Source organism: Microbispora bryophytorum (assembly GCF_006874465.1).
Classification (GTDB): domain Bacteria; phylum Actinomycetota; class Actinomycetes; order Streptosporangiales; family Streptosporangiaceae; genus Microbispora; species Microbispora bryophytorum.
On record NZ_VIRL01000001.1, the window covers coordinates 601588 to 622479 of the forward strand.

Genomic DNA, 20892 nt, shown 5'->3' on the forward strand with positions numbered 1-20892 from the left:
GCCGCCGAGATCGGTCCGCCCGGCGCCTGGTGCGGCGTGGTGCGGCCCTAGTGCGGCCCTGGTGCGGCGTGGTGCGTCCTCCAGGCGGACGAGAGCGTCTGCCCCGCGCTCCGGCGTCGATCAGTCCGTCAGCGTCGGGTAGTCGATGTAGCCCCGCGTGTCGCCGCCGTAGAACGTGGCGGCGTCGGCCTCGTTGACCGGGGCGTGGTTCTGCCAGCGCCGGACCAGGTCGGGATTGGCGATGAAGGCCCGCCCCACGGCGACGAGGTCTGCCTGACCAGTGCGCACACGTCGGCGGGCGGTGCTCTCGTCTGTCACGGGCTCCCAGCCGTCGTTGACGATGAGCGGGCCGCCGAACCGCGCGCGGAGGTCTTCGAGCAGCGGGCTGGAGGGATCGCCGATGGTGTGCAGGTACGCCAGGCCCAGCGGTGCGATCCCGTCGAGCAGCGCCCGGTAGGTCGCGGCCGTCTCGGCCGGATCGTCCTCGACGGCGCCATGGAGGTTGACCGCCGGGGAGATGCGGATCCCCACCCGCTCGCCGCCGATCGCCTCGGCCACGGCATGGGCCACCTCGACGGCGAACCGGGCTCGGGCCGTGGCGGAGCCGCCGTAGGCGTCGCTGCGCCGGTTGGTGGAGGGCGCGAGGAACTGGTGGAGCAGGTAGCCGTTGGCGGAGTGCAGTTCGACGCCGTCCAGGCCGGCTTCGACGGCCGAGCGTGCCGCGTGCGCGTACTCGCCGATCACGGACGCCACCTCCGCCGTCTCCAGGGCGCGGGGCACCGGATGCGGCATGAGGCCGTGAGCGGTGAAGATCTGGCCGGGCGCGGCGATGGCGCTGGGAGCGACCGTTTCGTGGCCGTCCTTGTTGTCCGGGTGGGCGATGCGCCCTGTGTGCATGAGCTGGGCGACGATGCGGCCGCCTTCCTCGTGTACGGCGTCGGCGACCCGGCGCCATCCCTCGATCTGCTCGGGTGTGTGCAGGCCGGGCGTGTTCAGGTAGCCCTGCCCGGCCGCGCTGGGCTGGACGCCCTCGGTGATGATCAGCCCTGCGGTCGCCCGCTGCCGGTAGTACGTCGCGGTGATGTCGCGTGGCACGCCTGCGGTCCCTGCCCGGTTGCGGGTCATGGGGGCCATGACGATCCGGTTGTTCAGCGTCCACTTGCCGACGGTCACCGGCTCGAACAGGTCTGGCATGGAAGGTCTCTCCTCGTGAGGTGGGTGGGTGCCGCGCGACGGGATCGGCGAGCGCGCGGCGGGCGTGGGCGAAATGCTCAGCGGGTGCCGGAGGCCCCGGTGGATGCGCCTGTGGATGCGCCTGTGGATGCGGCGGATCTCGTGACCATCACGGCGACGATGAGCAGGGCGAGAACGAAGAGCCCGCCCGCGGCCAGGAAGGCCGTGCGGTAGCCGTGCAGGTAGCTGTCCGCCGGGACGGCCTGGATCCACTGCCCGGACGCGGACCGCCGCCCGGCGAGGGCGCTGTTGAGCGCCGCGATATAGAGGGTGTTGAGCAGCGCCGGGCCGAGTGCTCCGCCGATCTGCTGGGTGGTGTTGATCGTGGCGCTGGCGACCCCGGCGTCCCGCGACTCGACGCTGGACAGCACGATCGTGGGCAGGGCCAGGAAGAACAGGCCCAGGCCCAGGGCGGTCAGGATCTGGGGCCCCAGAATCCCGGCGAGGTAGGTCGAGGAACCGTTCAACGTGGCCAGCCAGAGCATGCCGGCCGCGGCCACCGCGATGCCGCCCACCATCGGAACCTTGGGACCCAGACGGGTCACCAACCCCGCTCCCAGCACCGAGGCGGCGACGATGCCGCCGCTGAAGGGGAGGAAGGCCAGGCCCGCCCGCAGCGGCGTATAGCCGAGGTCGACCTGGAGGTAGTAGGTCAGGAACAGCAGCATGCCGAACATGCCGGCGCCGGTCAGCAGGGAGGCCAGGAGCGATCCCGCGCGGTCGCGGTGCCGTACGACCCGTAGGGGCAGCAGCGGGTGTGCGGCGCGCCGTTCTACGGCGACGAAGGCGACCAGCAGGACGACCGCGGCCGCCAGCAGCGCCAGAACCGCTCCGATGTGCCGGCCCGCGCCCTCCGCGGCTTCGGTGAAGCCGTACACGAGAGCGATCAGACCGCCGGTGACCAGGACGGCTCCCGGTATGTCGTAATGGCGCCCGCCCTCGGCTCGGCTCGCGCGGATGGCCGGCACCGCGGCGAGTGCCGCGACCAGGGCGATCGGAGTGTTGATGAACAGGCACCAGCGCCAGTCGGCGTACTGCGTCAGCACACCGCCGAGGATCAGACCGACCGCTCCCCCGCCGCCCTGGAGGGCGCCGTAGACGCCGAACGCCTTCGCGCGCTCCCGAGGGTCGGTGAAGGTCACGCTGATCAGTGACAGCGCGGCCGGGGCGAGCAGGGCCGCGAACACTCCCTGGAGTGCGCGGGCGGCGAAGAGCGTCAGTCCGTTGGGGGCGAGGCCGCCGAGTACGGAGACCGCGGCGAAACCGACCAGCCCGATCAGGAAGACCCGCTTGCGGCCGGCGAAGTCCGCGATGCGTCCGCCGAGGAGCAGCAGTCCGCCGAAGGCCAGCGTGTAGGCGGTGACCATCCACTGACGGTCCGCGTCGGCGATACCCAGCTCGCGCTGCGCGTGCGGGAGGGCGATGTTCACCACGGAGGCGTCCAGCACCACCATCAGCGTCGCCAGGGAGATCACCGTCAGGGCGGCCCAGCGGCGCGGATCGGGGTCGCGGGCGCCCGGCTGTCGCGCCGTGGTGCTTGAGTCGGTGGTCATCGAAAGGTCCTTACGAGTTACGGGATCGGGGCGGCTCCCGGGCTGCCTCGGCGCGAAGACCGGACGCAAAGACCGGACACGAAGACCGGACACAAAGGCCGGGCACGAAGACGGGAGCGGGCAGAGGCCCAGGGCGGCGGTCCGGCCGGCCCGCGGGCATGGTCGAGAGTGACCCGCCCCCCGCTTCCGTTGCAATTTCTCATGCCGTTTCGGCAAGCTGGTCGGCATGGAGCAGCTGAAAGACGTCCTCGCCGCCGTCGGGCCGAAGCTGCGTGACCTGCGCAAACAGCGCGGCGTCACGCTTGCCGACCTGTCACGGACCACCGGCATCTCGGAAAGCACGCTGTCACGGCTGGAGAGCGGAAGCCGCCGGCCGAACCTGGAACTGCTACTCCCCCTGGCCCACGCCTACGGCGTGCCCCTCGACGAGCTGGTCGGCGCCCCGCGCACCGGCGACCCGCGCGTGCATCTGCGTCCGGTGCACCGCCTCGGCATGACCTTCGTCCCGCTGACCCGCCGGGCCGGCGGCATGCAGGCCTACAAACTGGTCATCCCACCCGACCGCGACAAGGCCGAGCCCGACCTGAAGACGCACGAGGGCTATGAGTGGCTCTACGTCCTCGAAGGCCGGCTGCGGCTGCTCCTGGACGGCCGGGATCTGCTGCTCAAGCCCGGCGAGGTGGCCGAGTTCGACACCCACGTCCCGCACTGGCTGGGGTCGGCCGACGCGCGCCCCGTCGAACTGCTCGTCCTGTTCGGTCCGCAGGGCGAACGCGCCCACCTGCGGGCCCGTCCCGCCTGAGGCGCCGTCGGGCACCGGCCGGCGCCCTGGACCGCCGCGAGCTCGGGCCCGGCCTTTCACCAGTGGCGGGCCTCGTGCAGCAACCGGTCCCGGACGAGGGTGACGTAGCGGCGTTCGAGCACGCCCGCCCTCTGTGCGAGGAAGCCGGTGTTGATGGGCGGGTCGTCCGGATCGAGGAGCGCCACGAGTTCGCCGCTGCCGAGTTCGCCGGCACACAGATAGCGAGGCAGCACGGTGATTCCGGCTCCGGCGACGACGGCCGTCAGCACACCGCGCAGATCGGGGACGACCACCGTGGGCGACCTGGTCAGACGCGTACGGAAGACGTGACGCCAATACCGGCGGAGGATGGGCACGTCCTCGGCATAGGCGACCAGCGGGGCATCGTTCAGGGGGCCGGGGTCGTCGCAGCCGACAGGGCCGATCCGGTCCGCCCAGACAGGCGCGGCCACCAGCACGAACTCCTCGTCCATGAGCGGTACGGCCACCACGGTGCGGCCCCGTGGGCGGATCGCCGAGAGAACCAGGTCGAAACGCCCCGCGCGCAGGCCCTCCAGCAGGTCGTCGGCCAGACCGGCCGTGACCCGCAGCCGCAGACCCTGTTCGACCAGCGGCGCCAGGGCGGGCAGGACCCGGGCGCTCAGCACCTCGGCCGGACCCCCGAGGTGCACCGGCTCGGAGGACTCGTCGCCCGGACGGCCTCGTCCGGCCACCACCGCCAGTTCGTCCAGCGGGCCCGCGACCTGCGCGGCCAGCTCGTCGGCCACCGACGTGGCGGCCACTCCCCGGGGCAGCCGTTCGAACAACCGGCGATCGAGCTGCTCCTCCAGGGTGCGCACCTGACTCGTCACGGTCGGCTGGGACAGCCCCAGCAGCGCGCCGGCCGCGGTGAAGGAACCGGCGCGGTACACGGCGAGGAACGTCCGCAGCAGCATCAGATCCAGCGGCCCACCTGCTGCCCGGCCTCCCACGGCAGTGACGGAGGTATCGGCCTGCCTATGACTCATAGAGCCGATGCTATTGGTTGTCCTATGCCTGAGCGGCCTACGATCCAGCTCGTTCCCGCTGACGGGCAGCAGAGCATCGTCAGCTCACCCCACCTCGCCGTCTGCGAGGACCGCGGAAAAGAGCACAAGTGATGGCGAAGATTCTTTTTGTGATGACCGGTGCGCGCCACCTGACGCTGGCCGACGGAACCGAGCATCCGACTGGCTTCTGGGCCGAAGAGTTCGTGGCCCCGCACCAGGCGTTCACCGCGGCCGGGCACGAGGTGATCGTGGCCACACCCGGCGGTGTCGTGCCGACGGTCGACCAGGCGAGCCTCGCCCCTGAGGTCAACGGCGGCCAGGCCGGTGCGGACGCGATGGCCGCCGCGCTCCGCTCCGCCGCGGAGCTCCGGAACCCGATCACGCTGGAAGGCGTCGATCCGGCCCGGTACGCCGCGGTGTTCTACCCCGGTGGGCACGGCCCGATGGAGGATCTGGCGGCCGACGCCGACTCGGCCCGCCTTCTGACCGACGCCATGGACGCGGGCATGCCGGTGAGCCTGGTCTGCCACGGCCTGGCCGCCCTCCTTGCCACCGAGCGGCCGGACGGCACCTCGCCGTTCACCGGCTACCGGATCACCGGCTTCACCAAGGCGGAGGAGACCCTGACCGGGCTCGCCGACCGGTCGAAGTGGCTCCTGGAGGACCGGCTGGTCGCCCTGGGAGTGCGATTTTCCGCAGGCGAGCCGTGGGCGCCCAACGTGGTCGTCGACCGCAACGTCCACACCGGGCAGAACCCCGCCTCCTCCACCGCGCTGGCCGCCGAACTGCTCAAGACCCTCGGCTGACCCCTGCACCGGTCCCTGCGCCGGCCCTCGACCACAGAGGGCCGGCCGCCGAGGAGCTGTTCTCATGCACATGACCCGCATCGACGCCCCGACGCCCATCACCCGCCGCAATGGCCGGCGCAGGGGCCGGCTGCTCGTTCCGGTCCTCGGCCTCGGCGCCATGGTCGTCTCGATGATGCAGACGCTGACCGTGCCGATCCTCGGAGTCATCCAGCGAGATCTGCACACCACGACGGCCGGCGCGAGCTGGCTCACCACGGCCACCTTGCTCTCCGCCGCCGTCTGCACGCCCCTGCTTGGCCGGTACGGTGACCAGCACGGCGTGAGACGCACCCTGATCGGCGTGCTCGGTCTCACGTTGACGGGGTCCGTGCTGGGCGCCACCACCGACACCTTGCCCTGGCTGATCGTCGCACGCGCGTTGCAAGGGGCCTCCACCGCGATCTTCCCGCTCGCGCAGTCGGTGGTCCGCGACGAACTGCCACGCGAACGCCTTCCCGGGGCGATGGCCCTGCTCAGCGGGACGCTGGCGGTCGGCAACGCGGTCGCCCTGGTCGGCGCGGGGCTGCTCACCCAAGGCGCCGCACCGGACTTTCACCACGTGTTCTGGTTGTCGGCCGGAGTGTCCGCGCTCACCCTGGCCGCCGTCGCCGCCGTCATCCCCCGTCCTCGCGTACGGCCCGGCGGCCGCACCGACTGGCCGGGAGCGATCGCGCTCGCCGCGATGTTGACCCTGCTGCTGCTTCCCCTGTCACAGGGGGCCAGGTGGGGGTGGTCGTCCGCTCCGACTCTGGGCTGCTTCGCCTCGGCGGTGGCGGCGGCGGCCGTCTGGGTGATGCTCGAGCGGGGGGCGGGCGAGCCCCTCGTCGACATGCGGATGCTCGTCCTGCGACCGGTGCGGCTCGCCAATCTCGCGGGCTTCCTGCTGGGCTTCGCGATGTTCTCCCAGTTCCTCGGCATTTCGGCGCTGGTCCAGCTCCCGGCCCCGCCGGACGGATACGGATTCGGAGCCACGGTGTTCGAGGCGTCCGTCGCCTACCTCATGCCGCCCGCCCTGGTCTCCCTGGCCGCCGCCCAGGTCGCCGGGGCGATGGTCCGGATGATCGGCGCCCACGCGACCCTCGCCGTGGGCGCCGCATGCGGGGCCACCGGCTTCGCCGTGCTCGCCGCCGCGCACGGCTCGGCGGCCGCCGTCATCGCGGCGGGTATCCTCGTCGGCGTCGCCGTCAGCTTCGGCTTCGCCACCCTCCCGGCCGTCCTCGCCGGTGCCGTGCCCGCCGGCCGGACCGGCATCGCCAACGGGATCAACTCGGTCGCACGCTCGGTGGGCAGTTCCGTCGCCAGCGCCCTGGCCGCGACGCTGCTCGCGGTCGAGCCCGCGGTCGAGCCCGCGGCGCACCTCGCCACCCGGGCGTCCGCCCTGCCCGCCGAAGGCCGGTTCACGGTGTGCTTCGCCCTGGGCGCAGGCGCATTCGCCCTCGTCGTGCTCGTGGCCCTGGCCGGGCTGACCAACGCCCGCACCCTCGTCCGGCCACGGCACGAGACGCGACCACCAGAAAGGTGCAAGACATGGCACTGATTCTCATCACCGGCGCCTCGGACGGGCTCGGCCGAGCGCTCGCCGAAGACCTCGCCGCCGGCGGGCACCGGCTGCTGCTGCACGGACGAGACGCCCGGCGGCTCGCCGAAGTGGCCGAGGCCACCGGCGGCGAGACGTTCACCGCCGACTTCTCCTCCCTCGCCGAGGTCCGGCGTCTCGCCGCGCGAATCGCCGAGGCCCACGACCGGCTGCACGCGCTCGTGAACAACGCCGGGATCGGTTTCCACGTCGAAGGAACATCCCGGCAGCTGTCGGCGGACGGGCATGAACTGCGCCTGGCGGTCAACTACCTCGCGCCGGTGCTGCTCACCCGGGAGCTGCTTCCGCTGCTTCGCCGAGCCGCACCCTCCCGGGTCGTCAACGTCGCCTCGATCGGTCAGCAGCCGATCGACTTCGACGATCCGCAACTCGAACGCGGCTACACCGACGTCGCCGCCTACTGCCGCTCCAAACTCGCGCTCATCTGCCACACCCGCGATCTGGCCGAAGAACTCCAGGGGAGCGGTGTCACGGTGAACAGCGTTCATCCTGGCTCGTACATGCCGACGGCCATGTCCAGGAGATCCGGCATGGAGGTCGTCGACACGCTGGAGAAAGGGGTGGCCGCCACCCGGCGTCTGGTGGAGGCGCCCGAACTGGCCGAGGTCACCGGCCGCTACTTCGACGGCGAGAAGGAAGCGCGGGCCGCCGAAGAGGCGTATGACCCGGACTACCGTCGCCGCCTGAGCGAACTGACCCGGAAGTTGTCGGCGAACGTCTGACGCCACAGCCGGGCCGTGCGGCGCCCCCGCGCCCGCACGGTCCGGCGTGCCCCCGTCCCCCCGGCGGTGAACACGGCCCAGCGGTGGACCACTCAGCAGTGGGCCAGTCAGCGGTGGACCAGTCAGCGGTGGACCAGGAAGTCGCGCACGGCGCGCCGGCCATCGATCCGCTCCCGCAGCACCGGCCCCCAGGTGAGCTGCAGGAGCCGTACGGCGAGCACTCCGAGGACGGCCACCTCGGCGGTCAGCAGCAGCCGTTCCACCAGGCCGATCATGACGCCGTGGCCGGGCAGCGCGACGTACGTGATGGCCGCCAGGCCGAGACCCGAGGCGAGCGTCAGCCACTCCAGCGGCCGGACGGCGGCCTTCCACCGCTCGTCCTGTCCCAGGCGGCCCACCAACTGAATGGTGGCGGCGGGCACGCTCACGAAGGCCGTCGCCGACAGGACACCGTGCAGGTCCCCCTGCCAGACCGCGCCCGACGGGACCACGGCCGCGCCGATGAGCGAGGCGCTCCACAGGCCGATCAGGCGGCCCGGCCAGCCGTGCACCGGCGCGCCGACCGCACGCATCCCGGCCAGGAGCGCGAGCGAGGCCAGGCCGAGGACGGCCATGGCCGCCTCGACGGCGCCGCCGCCGTCACGGGCGGCGTACTCGCTGATCGTCATGGAGACGGGGTCCAGGGAGGATTCCCCGCTCACCTGCGCCGCCACCACGGTGACGACCGCGAGCAGGATGCCGCCGCCGGCGAGCAGGGGATAGAACCTCTTGACCATATGGTGAGGATCCCGCGTACCGCCCGTTTCTAACATCCGGGACAACGCGTAGATCCCCCCGAGAAGGGGTCAGGGTCGTCTCAGGGTGGGGACCCCGGGGTATCCGGGGGCCCCACCCGGGACGTCACTCCTGCGCGGCCTCGTGGTACCGCTCACGCAGGCCGGGAGTGGCGTCGGCCTCGTACCGCTCGGTCGCGCCGGTGTCCCACACCGGCGCTTCCGGCTCCCCGGACAGCAGCCAGGCGGCCTGCTTGGCCGCGCCGTCCGCGACGTACTCCCCGGGGGTGGGGACGAGCACCGGACGTCCGAAGACCGTCGGGGCGATGCGGCGCACCGCCTCCGACCGCGCACCGCCGCCGATGAGCAGCACCCGCTGCGGCTCGACCCCGAGAGCGTCCAGCGCGTCGGCGAGGCCGCAGAGCATGCCCTCGACCGCGGCCCTGGCCAGGTGCTCGGGGGTGGACGTGGCGAGCCTGAGCCCGTGCAGCGACCCCGTGGCGTCGGGACGGTTCGGGGTGCGCTCCCCCTCCAGGTAGGGCACGAGCACCAGCCCGTCCGCGCCCGAGGGGGCCCGCAGGGCCAGATCGCTCAGCTCCTGGGGCGTGACCCGGAGCATCCCGGCTGCGGCGTCGAGCACCCGTGCCGCGTTCAGCGTGGCGACCAGCGGCAGGTAGCGCCCGGTGGCGTCGGCGAAGCCGGCGACCCCTCCGGAGGCGTCGGCGGACGGCGCCTCCGAGACGGCGAACGCCGTACCCGAGGTGCCGATGGACACGACCACGTCGCCGGGCCGCATGCCGACGCCGAGCGCCGCCGCCATGTTGTCGCCGGTGCCGGGGGCGAGCAGCGCGCCGCCCTGCTCGGCCGTCCCCGCCTGTTCCGCGGGACCGAGCACGCGGGGCAGCTCCGGCACCCTGCCCATAGCGAGTTCGAGCAGGTCGGTCCGGTATTCACCGGTCGCGGGCGACCAGTAACCGGTGCCGGAGGCGTCGCCCCGGTCCGTCGTGATCGCGTCCGGCCGGCCGGCGAGCCGCCAGGTGAGCCAGTCGTGCGGCAGGCACACCGAGCGCGTACGGCGGGCGTTGTCCGGCTCGTTGCGTGCGAGCCAGCGGAGCTTGGTCACCGTGAAGGAGGCCACCGGAACGCTGCCGACGGCCTCGGCCCACGCCTTCGGACCACCCAGTTCGGCGATCAGCTCGGTCGCCGCCCCGGCCGAGCGGGTGTCGTTCCACAGCAGCGCGGGCCGGACCACCTCGCCGTCCTCGTCGAGGCAGACCATGCCGTGCTGCTGGGCCCCCACGCTCACCGCCGCGACGTCCGCCAGCCCTCCGGCCTGCTCGATCGCGCTCTGCAGCGCGGTCCACCAGTGCTCGGGATGGACCTCGGTGCCGCCGGGGTGGGAGGCGCGGCCCTCGCGCACGAGGGCCCCGCTCTCCGCGTCCCGGATGACGACCTTGCAGCTCTGGGTCGACGAGTCGACCCCCGCGACCAGCGTCACAGTCGTCCCTCCGCTCTCGTCTTACCGGTCAGCCGCGCACGCCGAAGAGGTGCTCCAGCGCGAGCTGGTTGAGCCGGGTGAAGTGGAAGCCGCGGGCGGCCACCGCGTCCACGTCGATCGACTCGGCGAGGATGTCCTCGTAGGTCTCGCCGGCGGCGAGGGTCGGCTGGGCCAGCTCGTTGCACTTGCTGGCCTCCAGCGCCTCCTGCACCTCGGGGTCGGCGCGGTAGGCCTTCGACTTCTCCTTGAGGATGAGGTAGGTCCGCATGTTGGCCGCGGCCGAGTCCCAGACGTCCTCCTTGTCCTCGGTGCGCAGCGGCTTGTAGTCGAAGTGGCGCGGGCCCTCGTAGCCGCCGTTCTCCAGCAGGTCGACGAGGAAGAACGCGTTCTTGACGTCACCGTGGCCGAAGATGAGGTCCTGGTCGAACCGCGGGCCGTGCTGGCCGTTGAGGTCGATGTGGAACAGCTTGCCGTGCCACAGCGCCTGGGCGATGCCGTGGACGAAGTTCATCCCGGCCATCTGCTCGTGGCCGGTCTCGGGGTTGAGGCCCACCATCTCGGGGTGCTCCAGCGAGTTGATGAACGCCAGGGCGTGCCCGATCGTCGGCAGCAGGATGTCACCGCGCGGCTCGTTCGGCTTGGGCTCGACGGCGAAGCGGATGTCGTAGCCCTTGTCGATCACGTACTGGCACAGGAGGTCGAAGCCCTCCTTGTAACGGTCGAGCGCGACCCGCACGTCCTTGGCGGCCTCGGACTCGGCGCCCTCACGGCCACCCCAGCACACGTACGTCTTCGCGCCCAGCTCGGCGGCGAGGTCGATGTTGTGGATGACCTTGCGCAGGGCGTAGCGGCGGACCTCGCGGTCGTTGCTGGTGAACCCGCCGTCCTTGAAGACCGGGTGGGTGAACAGGTTGGTGGTGGCCATCGGCACCTTCAGGCCGGTGTCGGCCAGCGCCTTCTTGAACCTCTCGATCGCCTTAGCGCGATCCGACTCCACCGCGAGGAGGTCGTCGTCGTGGAAGGTCACACCGTACGCGCCGAGCTCGGCCAGGCGGTGGACGCTCTCGACCGGGTCCAGCGGGGCCCGGGACGCGTCGCCGAACTGGTCGCGCGCCTGCCAGCCGACGGTCCACAGCCCGAACGTGAAACGGTCCTCGGGAGTGGGGGTGTACATGAATCGCCTCCGAATTAGTCTACGTTGTGGACTAAATATCTGACGTGATGAGCCGCAGGGTCAAGAGGGTGTGTCCGTATTCTCGACACGCGGCAGTGGAAGATGTGATGACCAAGCCCGTACGGCGCGACCCGGCCGGGCGTGTGGAGGATGTGATGACCAAGCCCGTACGCGCGACGCGGCCGGTGTGTGGAGGATGTGACGACGCAGCCCGTACGGCGTGACGTGGCTGGCGTGTGGAGGTGCGGATGACGTGGGCCGTTCGGCGTGCGGCGGGACTCGCGCGGGGGGTGCCATGACGCAGGCCCTGCGGCATGACGCGATGCGTGCACGGAATCTGGCGCTCGTCCTCGGCGCGGTCGGCGCCCGGGGATCGGTGACCCGGGCCGCCCTCGCCGAGATGACCGGCCTGACCAAGACGACCGTGTCCAAGCTCGTCGGCGACCTCATCGAGGGCGGGCTCGTGGTGGAGACCGGCGCGGTCCGGGACGGCGAGCGCGGCAGGCCCGGAGTCGAGATCCGGATCAGCGGGCAGCACGTCGCCGCCCTCGGGCTGGAGATCAACGTCGACTACCTCGCGGTGTGCGTGGTCGACCTCGCCCGGACGGTGCGGCTGCGCCGTACACAGGCTGTGGACAACCGGGCCGCGCCACCTGTGGATGTGATCGCACAACTTGGGGATTTGGCCGCCGCGGTTGTGGACGAAGCTGTGGAGAAGGGCCTGCGGGTGGTCGGCGGCGTGCTGGCCGTGCCCGGCCCCGTGGACATGACCAGCGGGGTCGTCCACAACGCCCCCAACCTCGGCTGGCGCGACGTGCCACTGGCGTCGCTTCTGCGCTTCCCCTTCCCCGTACGGGTGGAGAACGAGGCCAACCTGGCCGCGCTCGGCGAGCTGTGGTTCGGGTCCGGACTGCCCGACTTCCTGCACGTTTCAGGAGAGATCGGAATCGGTGCGGGCCTCGTGGTCCGCGGCCGGCTCTTCCGGGGCGCGCACGGCTTCGCCGGGGAGCTCGGGCACGTCGTCGTCTCTCCCGCCGGCCCGCCGTGCCGCTGCGGCGGGCGGGGCTGCCTCGAACAGTACGCCGGCCAGGACGCCCTCCTGACCGCCGCCCGCGCCGCGCCGTTCCGCCGCGCCGCCCTGAACCGCCGCGCCGCCGATACGCCCCCAACGTCCGGGTACGTGTCAGCCGGGATACCGCAGAAGGACGCGGCCGAGACGCCCATGGTCGCGCAGGAGAAGACGCCCGGAAGTTCCGGAGCCACACAGGCCGGAGCCACACAGGCCGGAGCAACGCAGGCCGGAGCCACACAGGCCGGAGCCACGCACAGGAGACCGGCCGAGACGCCCGCGGCCGGGCAGAAAGACGCACCCGAAACCCCCGGGGCCGCGCAGGAGAAGATGGCCGAAACCCCCGGGGCCACCCACAAGAGGCCGGCCGAGACGCCCGGAGCAGCGCAGGAGAAACCAGCCGAGACGCCCGGAGCCGTGAGCGCGACGATCCCGCTCGAAATGCTCCTGCCCGCGCAGCAGGGCGTGTCGTGGGTGCTGTCCCGGCTCCGGGAGGGCGACGAGAAGGCACGAGCCGCCTGTGAGCGGGCGGCCTGGGCGCTCGGTGTGGCCCTGTCGTCGGCGGTCAACCTCGTCGATCCCGACGCGATCGTCCTCGGCGGGATCTACGCGCCACTTTTCCCCTGGATCGGTCACATGGTCACCGACACGATGAAGGCCCGCCTCGGTCAGATGCGCGGCGCCGTGCCGCCCGTGGTCGTGTCACGGCTCGGCGCCGAGGCGGCCGCCCTCGGCGCGGCCGGCCAGGTGATCGAGCAGGTCATGGCCGACCCCGCCGCCCTCCTGCACAGCTGACGCGACGCGAGCCCCCCTGCGCGGCCCTGCGCGAACCGGACCGGCGCGGCGCAGACCGGCGCGGTGCGGACCGGCCCTGCGCGGATCAAACCGGCCCCGACCTGCACGGCGCAGACCGGACCAGCGCGGACCAACGCGGCGCGGACCTGCGCGGCCCTGCGCGAACCGGCGCAGGGAATCGGCAGTGACCCGCTCCGCTTCCACCGCGTGCCGCCCCAAGAGGCGGGGACGGTCACGCTCAGGCGCTCAGCGGCTCACAGGCCGGAGGGGTCGCGGCCGAGGCTGATCTCCTCGGCGATGCGCCGCAGCTCGTCGGCGGCCAGCCGGGGCGCGCCGGGCAGACAGGCGGTCAGCGCCGCGATCACCTGGTGGTAGGGCGCGCCGGAATGACGGACCGCGACCTCGTGCACCACCCGGAACAGGACCAGGTTGTTCTCGTGCTCCCGCGTCGCCCTGTCCACGATCATGACGTCCCCCTCCGCCGGCCTCGTCGCCGGCCCCCCTCGCCGGACCGCCCACGTCCGGCGCCGTGCGATGCGCCGGTGGGCGGGCTGCGTCACCCCTGACGGCAGCCCGTGGACACGGTACGACCTGCCACCGACAGTTTCCGGGAAACCCACCGAGGTACAATTACTTGAGAGTTCAAGTTTTCAGGAGGCACCATGCCGGTCCAGCGACTCAACCACGCCGTGCTGTACGTGCGGGACGTCTCTCGCAGCGTGGCCTTCTACCAGGAGGCCCTCGGGTTCCGCGTCGTGCAGGCGTTCCCGGGGGCGGCGTTCCTGCAGGCCGAGGGCTCTTCGAACGACCACGACCTCGGGCTGTTCCAGATCGGGGCGCAGGCGGGGCCCTCGTCCGCCGGGCGTGCGACGGTCGGCCTCTACCACCTCGCCTGGGAGGTCGACACGCTCGCCGAGCTCGACCGGATCGCGACCAGGCTGACGGAGATGAACGCCCTGGTCGGCGCGTCCGACCACTCCACCACCAAGGCCCTCTACGCGAAGGACCCGGACGGGCTGGAGTTCGAGGTCTCCTGGCTGGTGCCCGCCGGCCTGCTCACCGACGAGATTCTCGACGGGCGCGCCCAGATCAAGCCGCTCGACCTCGCGAAGGAACTGGAGCGGTACGGCGCGGAGACGCGCGGCGGGATCGGCGTCAGCGTCTGATCCTGCGCTCGTGGGCGGCCCTCTTCCCCGCGACCGCCCACGAGCGCCGGCCTCGCCCGCCGACCGGCTCGCCCACTGACCGGCCTCGCCCGCCGACCGGCTCGCCCACTGACCGGCCTCGCCCGCTGACCGATCTCGTCCGTTGATCAGCCTCACCCGCTGACCGATCTCGTCCGCTGACCGGCCTGTTCGCGCCATTTAGCGCAAACATCCTTCTCTGGGCCCTCGGATACCCATACGATGATCATGATCTGAACCGGTACGGCGAGGGACAGGACGGATCATGGCCGACAACGACCAGCACGCGGGCGACGGCCCGGCCGGACACGACCGGGCAGCCGCCAGGATCGACACGAACACACCGAGCGTTTCGCGGGTCTACGACTTCATGCTCGGCGGCAAGGACAACTACGCCGTCGACCGCCACGTGGCGCAGGCCGCCTTGCGCATCGCCCCCGACGCCCCGGCCGCGGCCAAGTCCAACCGGGCGTTCCTGCGGCGGGCGGTCCGCCATCTGGCGGCCGAGGCGGGCATCAGGCAGTTCCTCGACATCGGCTCGGGCCTGCCCACGCAGGGCAACGTGCACGAGGTCGCGCAGCAGGTCGCCCCGGAATCCCGGGTCGTCTATGTCGACAACGACCCCATCGTCCTGATGCACGGCCGGGCGCTGCTGGCGAGGAACGGCAGCACCACGGTCGTCGAGGCCGACATCCGCGACCCGGAGGCGATCCTCGCCGACCCCGCGGTCACCGCGCTCATCGACTACGAGCAGCCCGTGGCCCTGCTGCTGCTCGGGATCCTCCACCACCTCAACGACCACGAGGAGCCCGAGGCCATCGCCGCCCGTCTCCGGGCGGCCCTGCCCTCCGGTAGCTACCTCGCGCTGTCCCACTTCCACAACCCCGGGCCGGACATGCCCGAGGTGTCGGCGCAGGCGACCTCGGCCGAGAAGCTGTTCAACGAGAACCTGGGCACGGGCCGGTGGCGCACCCGCGAGGAGATCCTGGCCTACTTCGGCGACATGCCGCTCCTCGACCCCGGCCTGGTGCCGCTCCCCGAGTGGCGGCCGGACCCCGGTGAGGTCTTCGAGCCCGGCATCACGTACCACACCTTCGTCGGCGGCGTGGCGCACAAACCCTGAAGTTTCCCTCCTGCCATAAACGTGAGTTACGTCACTACGGAACCGTACGGCCGGCGGGGCTTCGTCGCAGGCAGCGGGTCATGCGACGCCGGAGCGACCATCGGCCGTACGGCCATCCGGACGGCCGTACGGTTGACATCGGTGAGCAGTGACGGTGATGCTCGGAGGTGGTTGCCCCTCTACAGGAAGGCGGCACCGGCATGATGACCGTCAATGGGTCGTTCGCATCGCCTCCGGACAACAAGACCTTGCTCTACCTCGACAAGCAACTGGTCGTACGCGCCTCCGGGAACGGCTCCGTACAGCTGATCGGGCAGATCGATCTCACCAACGGCGACGCCATCGCCGACGCCCTGCACAAGGAGTGGGTGCGGCCGGGGACGGGAGCCGTGGACGTCTCCGAGCTTCAGTTCATCGACCTCTACGGCCTGCGCGCCCTGGCCCTGCTGTCCGACACCCCCCTGGGCCGGCCGATCCGGGTGCACAACATCAAGCCCGGCCTGCGCAGGCTGCTCGGCATGCTCGACTGGCCCGCCTTCACCATCGGGTGACCTCGCGGCCCTACGCGGGCCCACACGCGCCTGTCGCGGGCGGCGCGTCTTGTCTCTGACACCCCACCCGGCGTCTCTGACACCCCCCGGGCGTTCCTCGCGCTCCGGCGTCTCTCACGCTCCGGCGTTCCTCGCGCTCAGGCGTCTCTCACGCTCCGGCGTTCCTCGCGCTCCGGCGTCTTCCGGCGTTTGTCGCGCTCGCGCGTTTCTCGTGCTCCGGATGGAGGAAAGGTATCGGAAGACGGTCGTACGACCGTTATGACCAGCGTCTGGGCCTTCGTATGGGTTCAGGCGAAGTTCATCCGTGAGTTCCCCCCGACTCTCGCGAGGAGGGGTGATGAGGTATTTCCGGGCACTCCGGCAGCCCGCCACCCATGCCGGCGGCCATCCGCCGACATGGCGCAGCCGCCGCCGCGCGCTCGCGCCGCGGTGACAAGGCGAACCGGCCCCACCGGCTGATCAGCCGGTGCGGCCGCCTGCTCCGGCCTGGACCCAGCGTCCGGGCTCCCGTCTGCTGGAGAGCCGAATGTTCCTGAACCGATTGCTCACGACGTCCGCGGCCCTGCTGCGCGGCGTGCTGCCCGAGCCGTTCCGAGATCTGGTTCCTTGCCCTCGCGAGGTGCGCGCCTGCCCCGGCGGGCTGCACATCAACCTGCGCGGGATCGGCCGGCCCGGCTCCGAGGCGGCGGCCGGCCTGCTGGAGGAGCGGCTGGAGAGCATCCCCGGCGTCGAGCGGGCGGAGGTCAACGGCCGCATCTCCGCGGTCTTCGTCGCCTGCGCCCCCGATCGGGTCGATCAGGACAAGCTGCTGGCCGTCACCACCGAGCTGGACGAGCAGGAGGAGCACGCCCACGAGAGCCCCGTCCGCCTCGTGGAGGAGCATCTGCTGGCGACCGTGCGGCTGACGGCCGGCGTCACCGGACTCGGGCTCATCTTCCTGGGCAAGGCGATCCGGGCCCCTCAGCTCCCGGCGGTCGTGCCCGCGTTGCTGCAACTGGCCAACGGCACGCCGGCGATCCGCGAGCAGTTCGACCGCCGGCTGGGGCGCCGCCCCGCCGAGGCCCTGTTCACCACCGCCAACCTCGTCACCCAGACCCTCACGCTCCGCCCCACCGCGCTGTTCGTGCAGGCCGTCGCGAACGTGGGCCGCTACATCGAGACCAGGACCAGCCGGCACGCATGGGAGAGCCTGGAGGAGCGGCTGGCCACGCGTCCGGGGGCCTACCACCACATCAGGGCCGAGGCCCGGCGGCGGCCGGCCCCTCTGCCGCACGGGCCGATCGAGCGCTACGCCGACGTGGTCGCCCCGATCAGCGCCGCCGCGTACGCGGTGACACGGGTGCTCACCCGGGGCGAACGGGCCGTGTCCATCCTCGTCTCCACCACCCCGAGGGCCGCCGACCTCAGCCGGGAGGCGTTCGCGGGCGCGATCACCCGCGCGCTCGGCAGGCACGACACGGTCGTCCTCGACGCCGGCTGCCTGCGCACGATGGACCGCGTCGACACCGTCGTCCTGCACGCCGACGCGCTGACGACCGGCTCGTGGACGATCGACAGGGTCGAGCCGCTGCGTGAGGGGGAGGACACCGACGAGCTGTACTCCCGGCTCTACTCCCTCATCGACTTCTCCGACCCCGGCCGCACCGGGACCGTGGAGGGCTGGTCGGTCCGCCCGCTGCCGGACCCCGATCCCCAGCTGCCGGACGCCGCCCTCTGGCGGTCACGCGGGCTGCGCGCGGTGGAGGTGTCCAGGGACGGCGTCCGGGTCGCCGTCGCCGGTCTCGCCCCGGAGATCGACGCCCTGGCCGTACCGGTCGTCGGCGCCGCCAAGGCGGCCGGCACGGTCCTGCTCGCGGGCGGCGACGAGAGCGGCTACGAGGGCCTGGCGCAGCGCCTCGCGATCGGCCGCACGCTGCCGGGAGGCCCCGAGCTCGCCGGGCACGTGCACGACCTGCAGGCGGCGGGCCACTGCGTGGTCGTCGTGTCCAGGGGCGCCTGCAGCTCGCTCGCCCAGGCCGACATCGGCCTCGGGGTGATCGATCCCGCGGCCGCCGAGCCCGGATGCATGGTGCCGTGGGACGGCGACATCGCCGGCGAGCTGCCCGGCGTCCACCTGTTCCTGCGCTGCCTGCCCCGGGCGCGCGGCAACAGCGCGAACGCCGTACGGCTCGGCGCGGCCGGCGCGTGCGTCGGCACCCTGCTGGCGATCGCGGGCCCGGCCGCCACCGCCCTGCGCCGGGCGCAGCTCGCCGGCGCCGCCGTCTCGCTGGGCGCCATCGCACTGGGCGAGTGGGCCGGGCAGAACGCCGGCCGCGTCCCCACCCCGCCACGCGCCGACACCACCCCGTGGCACGCCATGTCCGCGCGTGAGGTGCTCTCCCGGCTCCGTTCCTCCTCCGAGGGCATCGCCGAGGAGGAGGCCTGCAGACGCCGCGCGGAGGCCGCGCCCGAGGAGGCGGAGGGGCCGCAGTCGCTGGCCCGCGCCACGCTGGAGGAGCTGGCCAACCCGCTCACGCCCGCCCTTGCCACCGGCGCGGGCATCTCGGCCCTCGTCGGCTCGGCCCTCGACGCCGTGCTGATCAGCGGTGTCATGGTCATCAACGCGTTCCTCGGCGGTGTGCAGCGGTTCAAGGCCGACCGGGCGCTGCACCGCCTGACCGAGTCCACCGAGGTCCTCGTACGGCTGCGCCGCCCCGGGGGCGTCGTCGAGACGACGAAGGCCGAGCTCGCGCCCGGCGACGTCATCGAGCTGCGCGCGGGGGACGCCGTGCCCGCGGACGCCCGTGTCGTCAAGGCCGTGGGACTGGAGGCGGACGAGTCCACGCTCACCGGCGAGTCCCAGCTCGTCGCCAAGACGGCGGCGCCGACCGTGGCGGCGGCCATCGCCGACCGCAGCTCGATGGTCTACCAGGGGACGTCGATCGCGGCGGGCAGCGGCCGGGCGGTGGTGGTCGCGACCGGGGACATGACCGAGTCGGGGCGCAGCGCCAGGCTCGCGGGCGAGCCGGGCCCGCCCACGGGTGTCGAGCTGCGCCTGCGGGAGCTGAGCCGGCGCATCCTGCCGCTGTCGATCGCCTCGGGTGTCGCGCTGCTCCTCACCGACCTCCTGCGGGGACGGCCGCTGGCCGCCGCGCTCACGCCCGCCGTCAGCCTGACGGTCGCCGCCGTTCCCGAGGGGCTCCCGTTCGTCGCCACCGTGGCGGAGCTGGCCGCCGCACGACGGCTGTCCAAGCGCGCCGCCCTGGTGCGCAACCCGTCCACCATCGAGGCCCTGGGCCGCGTCAACGTGCTGTGCTTCGACAAGACGGGCACGCTGACCGAGGGGCGCATCAGCCTGCGGCACCTGTCGGACGGGCGGGCGGGCCGTCCCGTCGAGGAGGCGGACGCCGGGCTGCGACGTGTCCTCGCCGCGGCCGTCCGGGCCAGCCCCAAGTCCGGCGGTGGACGGGTGATCGCCCACCCGACCGACCGCGCCGTGCTGGACGGCGCGCACCGGCTGAACGTCACGTCCAGCGAGGGGTTCGGTAGCTGGGAACGCGTGGACGAGATGCCGTTCGAGCCGGCCCGGGGCTACCACGCCGTGCTCGGCCGCACCGAGCACGGGCACCTGCTCAGCGTGAAGGGCGCCCCCGAGATCGTGCTCACCCACTGCACCACCATGCACGGCGACAACGGGTCGATCGTCTGCGACGAGACCGTACGCAGGGAGCTGGAGGGCGAGGTGGAGCGGCTGGCCCGGCAGGGCTACCGCGTGCTCGCCGTCGCGCAGCGGCCCGCCTCCGACCGGAGCGACCTCGACGAGTCGCGCATCGACGAGCTGTGCTTCCTCGGCTTCCTCGGCCTGGCCGACCCGGTCCGGCCGACGGCCTCGGAGAGCGTCGGGCGCCTCATGCGGGCCGGGGTGCGGATCGTCATGGTCACCGGCGACCACCCCAGCACCGCCGAGGCGATCGCGGTCGAGCTCAACGCGCTGAACAGCCAGCGCGTCATGACCGGCCCCGAGCTGGACGAGCTCGACGACGAGACGCTGACCAAGATCCTGCCCGACGTGGCGGTCTTCGCCCGCACCACGCCCGCGCACAAGGCCAGGATCGTCACGTGCCTGCGCCGCGCGGGGGAGGTCGTCGCGGTCACGGGCGACGGCGCCAACGACGCGCCCGCCATCCGCACCGCCGACGTCGGGATCGCCCTGGGGTCCCGCGCCACGCCCGCCGCGCGGTCCGCCGCCGACCTCGTCGTCACCGACGACCGCATCGAGACGATCGTGGACGCCATCGTCGAGGGCAGGGCGATGTGGAGCTCGGTGCGCGACGCGCTGAGCATCCTCCTCGGCGGCAACATCGGCGAGATCGCGTTCACCGTGGGGTCCAACCTGCTGGCCGGCGGGAGCGCGCTCAACGCCCGGCAGCTCCTGCTGGTCAACCTTCTCACCGACATGGTGCCGGCCATGGCGGTCGCCGTACGGCCGCCCGCCTCGACCGATCCCGACAAGCTGCTCGCCGAAGGCCCCGAGGCGTCGCTGGGCGCGTCGCTGACCCGCGACATCTACCTGCGCGCGGCGGTCACGACGGCGGCGGCGACGGCCGCGTGGATCCTGGGACGCATGACCGGCACCCGCGGGCGCGCGAACACCATCGGTCTGGTGGCGCTCGTGTCCGCGCAGCTCCTGCAGACGCTCGCGGGCGGCGGCCGGGACAAGATCGTCGTGCTCGCGTCGCTGTCGTCGCTGGCCGTCCTGTGGCTCATCATCACGGTGCCGGGAGTCAGTGCCGTCTTCGGATGCCGGCCGCTCGGCCCGGCGGGCTGGGTCATCGCGCTGGGCAGCGCGGCCGCCGCCACGCTCGTGGGGATGCTCGTGCAGCGCCCGGTCAGGGAGGCGACGACCCGCGCCGAGGCCGAACGCCGCAGGACCAGGGCCCGCCTGCCCGTCCCCGCCTGATCG

16 protein-coding genes are annotated in these 20892 nt (G+C 72.5%); 9 read left to right on the top strand and 7 right to left on the bottom strand.

Annotation, left to right across the window (positions count from 1 at the left end; all coding sequences use genetic code 11):
* Positions 1–120: 120 nt before the first annotated feature.
* Both FLX07_RS02850 and FLX07_RS02855 read right to left on the bottom strand, forming a co-directional pair.
* Entirely contained in the window at positions 121–1194 is a 1074-nt protein-coding gene (locus FLX07_RS02850; protein WP_142567815.1) for an alkene reductase, read from the bottom strand.
* Between the two features lie 77 nt (positions 1195–1271).
* Complete coding sequence (locus FLX07_RS02855; RefSeq protein WP_142567816.1) at positions 1272–2786, bottom strand: MFS transporter; 1515 nt, start codon at positions 2784–2786, stop codon at positions 1272–1274.
* Between the two features lie 226 nt (positions 2787–3012).
* Here FLX07_RS02855 and FLX07_RS02860 point away from each other — a divergent pair, with 226 nt between their 5' ends.
* On the top strand, positions 3013–3588 hold the full coding sequence (locus FLX07_RS02860) for a helix-turn-helix domain-containing protein (RefSeq protein ID WP_142567817.1): 576 nt from the start codon (positions 3013–3015) through the stop codon (positions 3586–3588).
* A gap of 56 nt (positions 3589–3644) precedes the next feature.
* Here the strand turns inward: FLX07_RS02860 and FLX07_RS02865 are convergent, their stop codons facing one another.
* A complete protein-coding gene (locus tag FLX07_RS02865) occupies positions 3645–4595 on the bottom strand; it encodes a LysR family transcriptional regulator (RefSeq protein ID WP_142567818.1) in 951 nt (316 codons plus the stop codon).
* Between the two features lie 131 nt (positions 4596–4726).
* Here FLX07_RS02865 and FLX07_RS02870 point away from each other — a divergent pair, with 131 nt between their 5' ends.
* The 3 genes from FLX07_RS02870 to FLX07_RS02880 all read left to right on the top strand — a co-directional run bounded on the left by FLX07_RS02870 (position 4727) and on the right by FLX07_RS02880 (position 7783).
* Positions 4727–5422, top strand: coding sequence for a type 1 glutamine amidotransferase domain-containing protein (locus tag FLX07_RS02870; protein ID WP_142567819.1), 696 nt, complete (start codon positions 4727–4729; stop codon positions 5420–5422).
* A 64-nt stretch (positions 5423–5486) separates the two neighbouring features.
* Entirely contained in the window at positions 5487–7001 is a 1515-nt protein-coding gene (locus FLX07_RS02875) for an MFS transporter (RefSeq protein WP_142567820.1), read from the top strand.
* Complete coding sequence (locus FLX07_RS02880) at positions 6992–7783, top strand: SDR family NAD(P)-dependent oxidoreductase (RefSeq protein ID WP_142567821.1); 792 nt, start codon at positions 6992–6994, stop codon at positions 7781–7783. The genes FLX07_RS02875 and FLX07_RS02880 overlap by 10 nt, the downstream gene beginning before the upstream one ends.
* Before the next feature lie 122 nt (positions 7784–7905).
* Here FLX07_RS02880 and FLX07_RS02885 read toward each other — a convergent pair whose 3' ends face one another.
* The 3 genes from FLX07_RS02885 to xylA all read right to left on the bottom strand — a co-directional run bounded on the left by FLX07_RS02885 (position 7906) and on the right by xylA (position 11228).
* Positions 7906–8559 carry a DUF998 domain-containing protein gene (locus FLX07_RS02885; protein ID WP_142567822.1) on the bottom strand — a complete coding sequence of 218 codons (654 nt, stop codon included), beginning with the start codon at positions 8557–8559 and terminating at the stop codon, positions 7906–7908.
* A gap of 124 nt (positions 8560–8683) precedes the next feature.
* Entirely contained in the window at positions 8684–10054 is a 1371-nt protein-coding gene (xylB, locus tag FLX07_RS02890) for a xylulokinase (protein ID WP_142567823.1), read from the bottom strand.
* Between the two features lie 28 nt (positions 10055–10082).
* Positions 10083–11228, bottom strand: a complete 1146-nt coding sequence (gene xylA / locus FLX07_RS02895) for a xylose isomerase (protein ID WP_142567824.1) — start codon at positions 11226–11228, stop codon at positions 10083–10085.
* A 322-nt stretch (positions 11229–11550) separates the two neighbouring features.
* On the opposite strand from xylA, the gene FLX07_RS37430 reads away from it, so the two are divergent.
* Entirely contained in the window at positions 11551–13092 is a 1542-nt protein-coding gene (locus FLX07_RS37430) for an ROK family transcriptional regulator (protein ID WP_223852898.1), read from the top strand.
* Positions 13093–13346: 254 nt separating this feature from the next.
* On the opposite strand, the gene FLX07_RS02910 is transcribed toward FLX07_RS37430, so the two are convergent.
* Positions 13347–13559 carry a hypothetical protein gene (locus FLX07_RS02910; protein WP_142567825.1) on the bottom strand — a complete coding sequence of 71 codons (213 nt, stop codon included), beginning with the start codon at positions 13557–13559 and terminating at the stop codon, positions 13347–13349.
* A gap of 195 nt (positions 13560–13754) precedes the next feature.
* On the opposite strand from FLX07_RS02910, the gene FLX07_RS02915 reads away from it, so the two are divergent.
* The 4 genes from FLX07_RS02915 (at position 13755) to FLX07_RS02930 (ending at position 20889) form a co-directional block, all read left to right on the top strand.
* Entirely contained in the window at positions 13755–14258 is a 504-nt protein-coding gene (locus FLX07_RS02915) for a VOC family protein (RefSeq protein WP_142567826.1), read from the top strand.
* A 283-nt stretch (positions 14259–14541) separates the two neighbouring features.
* On the top strand, positions 14542–15399 hold the full coding sequence (locus FLX07_RS02920; protein WP_142567827.1) for an SAM-dependent methyltransferase: 858 nt from the start codon (positions 14542–14544) through the stop codon (positions 15397–15399).
* 200 nt (positions 15400–15599) lie between these two features.
* Positions 15600–15950: an STAS domain-containing protein gene (locus FLX07_RS02925; protein WP_142567828.1), complete on the top strand. Its 351-nt coding sequence runs from the start codon at positions 15600–15602 to the stop codon at positions 15948–15950.
* A 526-nt stretch (positions 15951–16476) separates the two neighbouring features.
* Positions 16477–20889: a cation-translocating P-type ATPase gene (locus FLX07_RS02930; protein WP_142567829.1), complete on the top strand. Its 4413-nt coding sequence runs from the start codon at positions 16477–16479 to the stop codon at positions 20887–20889.
* The last annotated feature ends 3 nt before the right edge of the window (positions 20890–20892 follow it).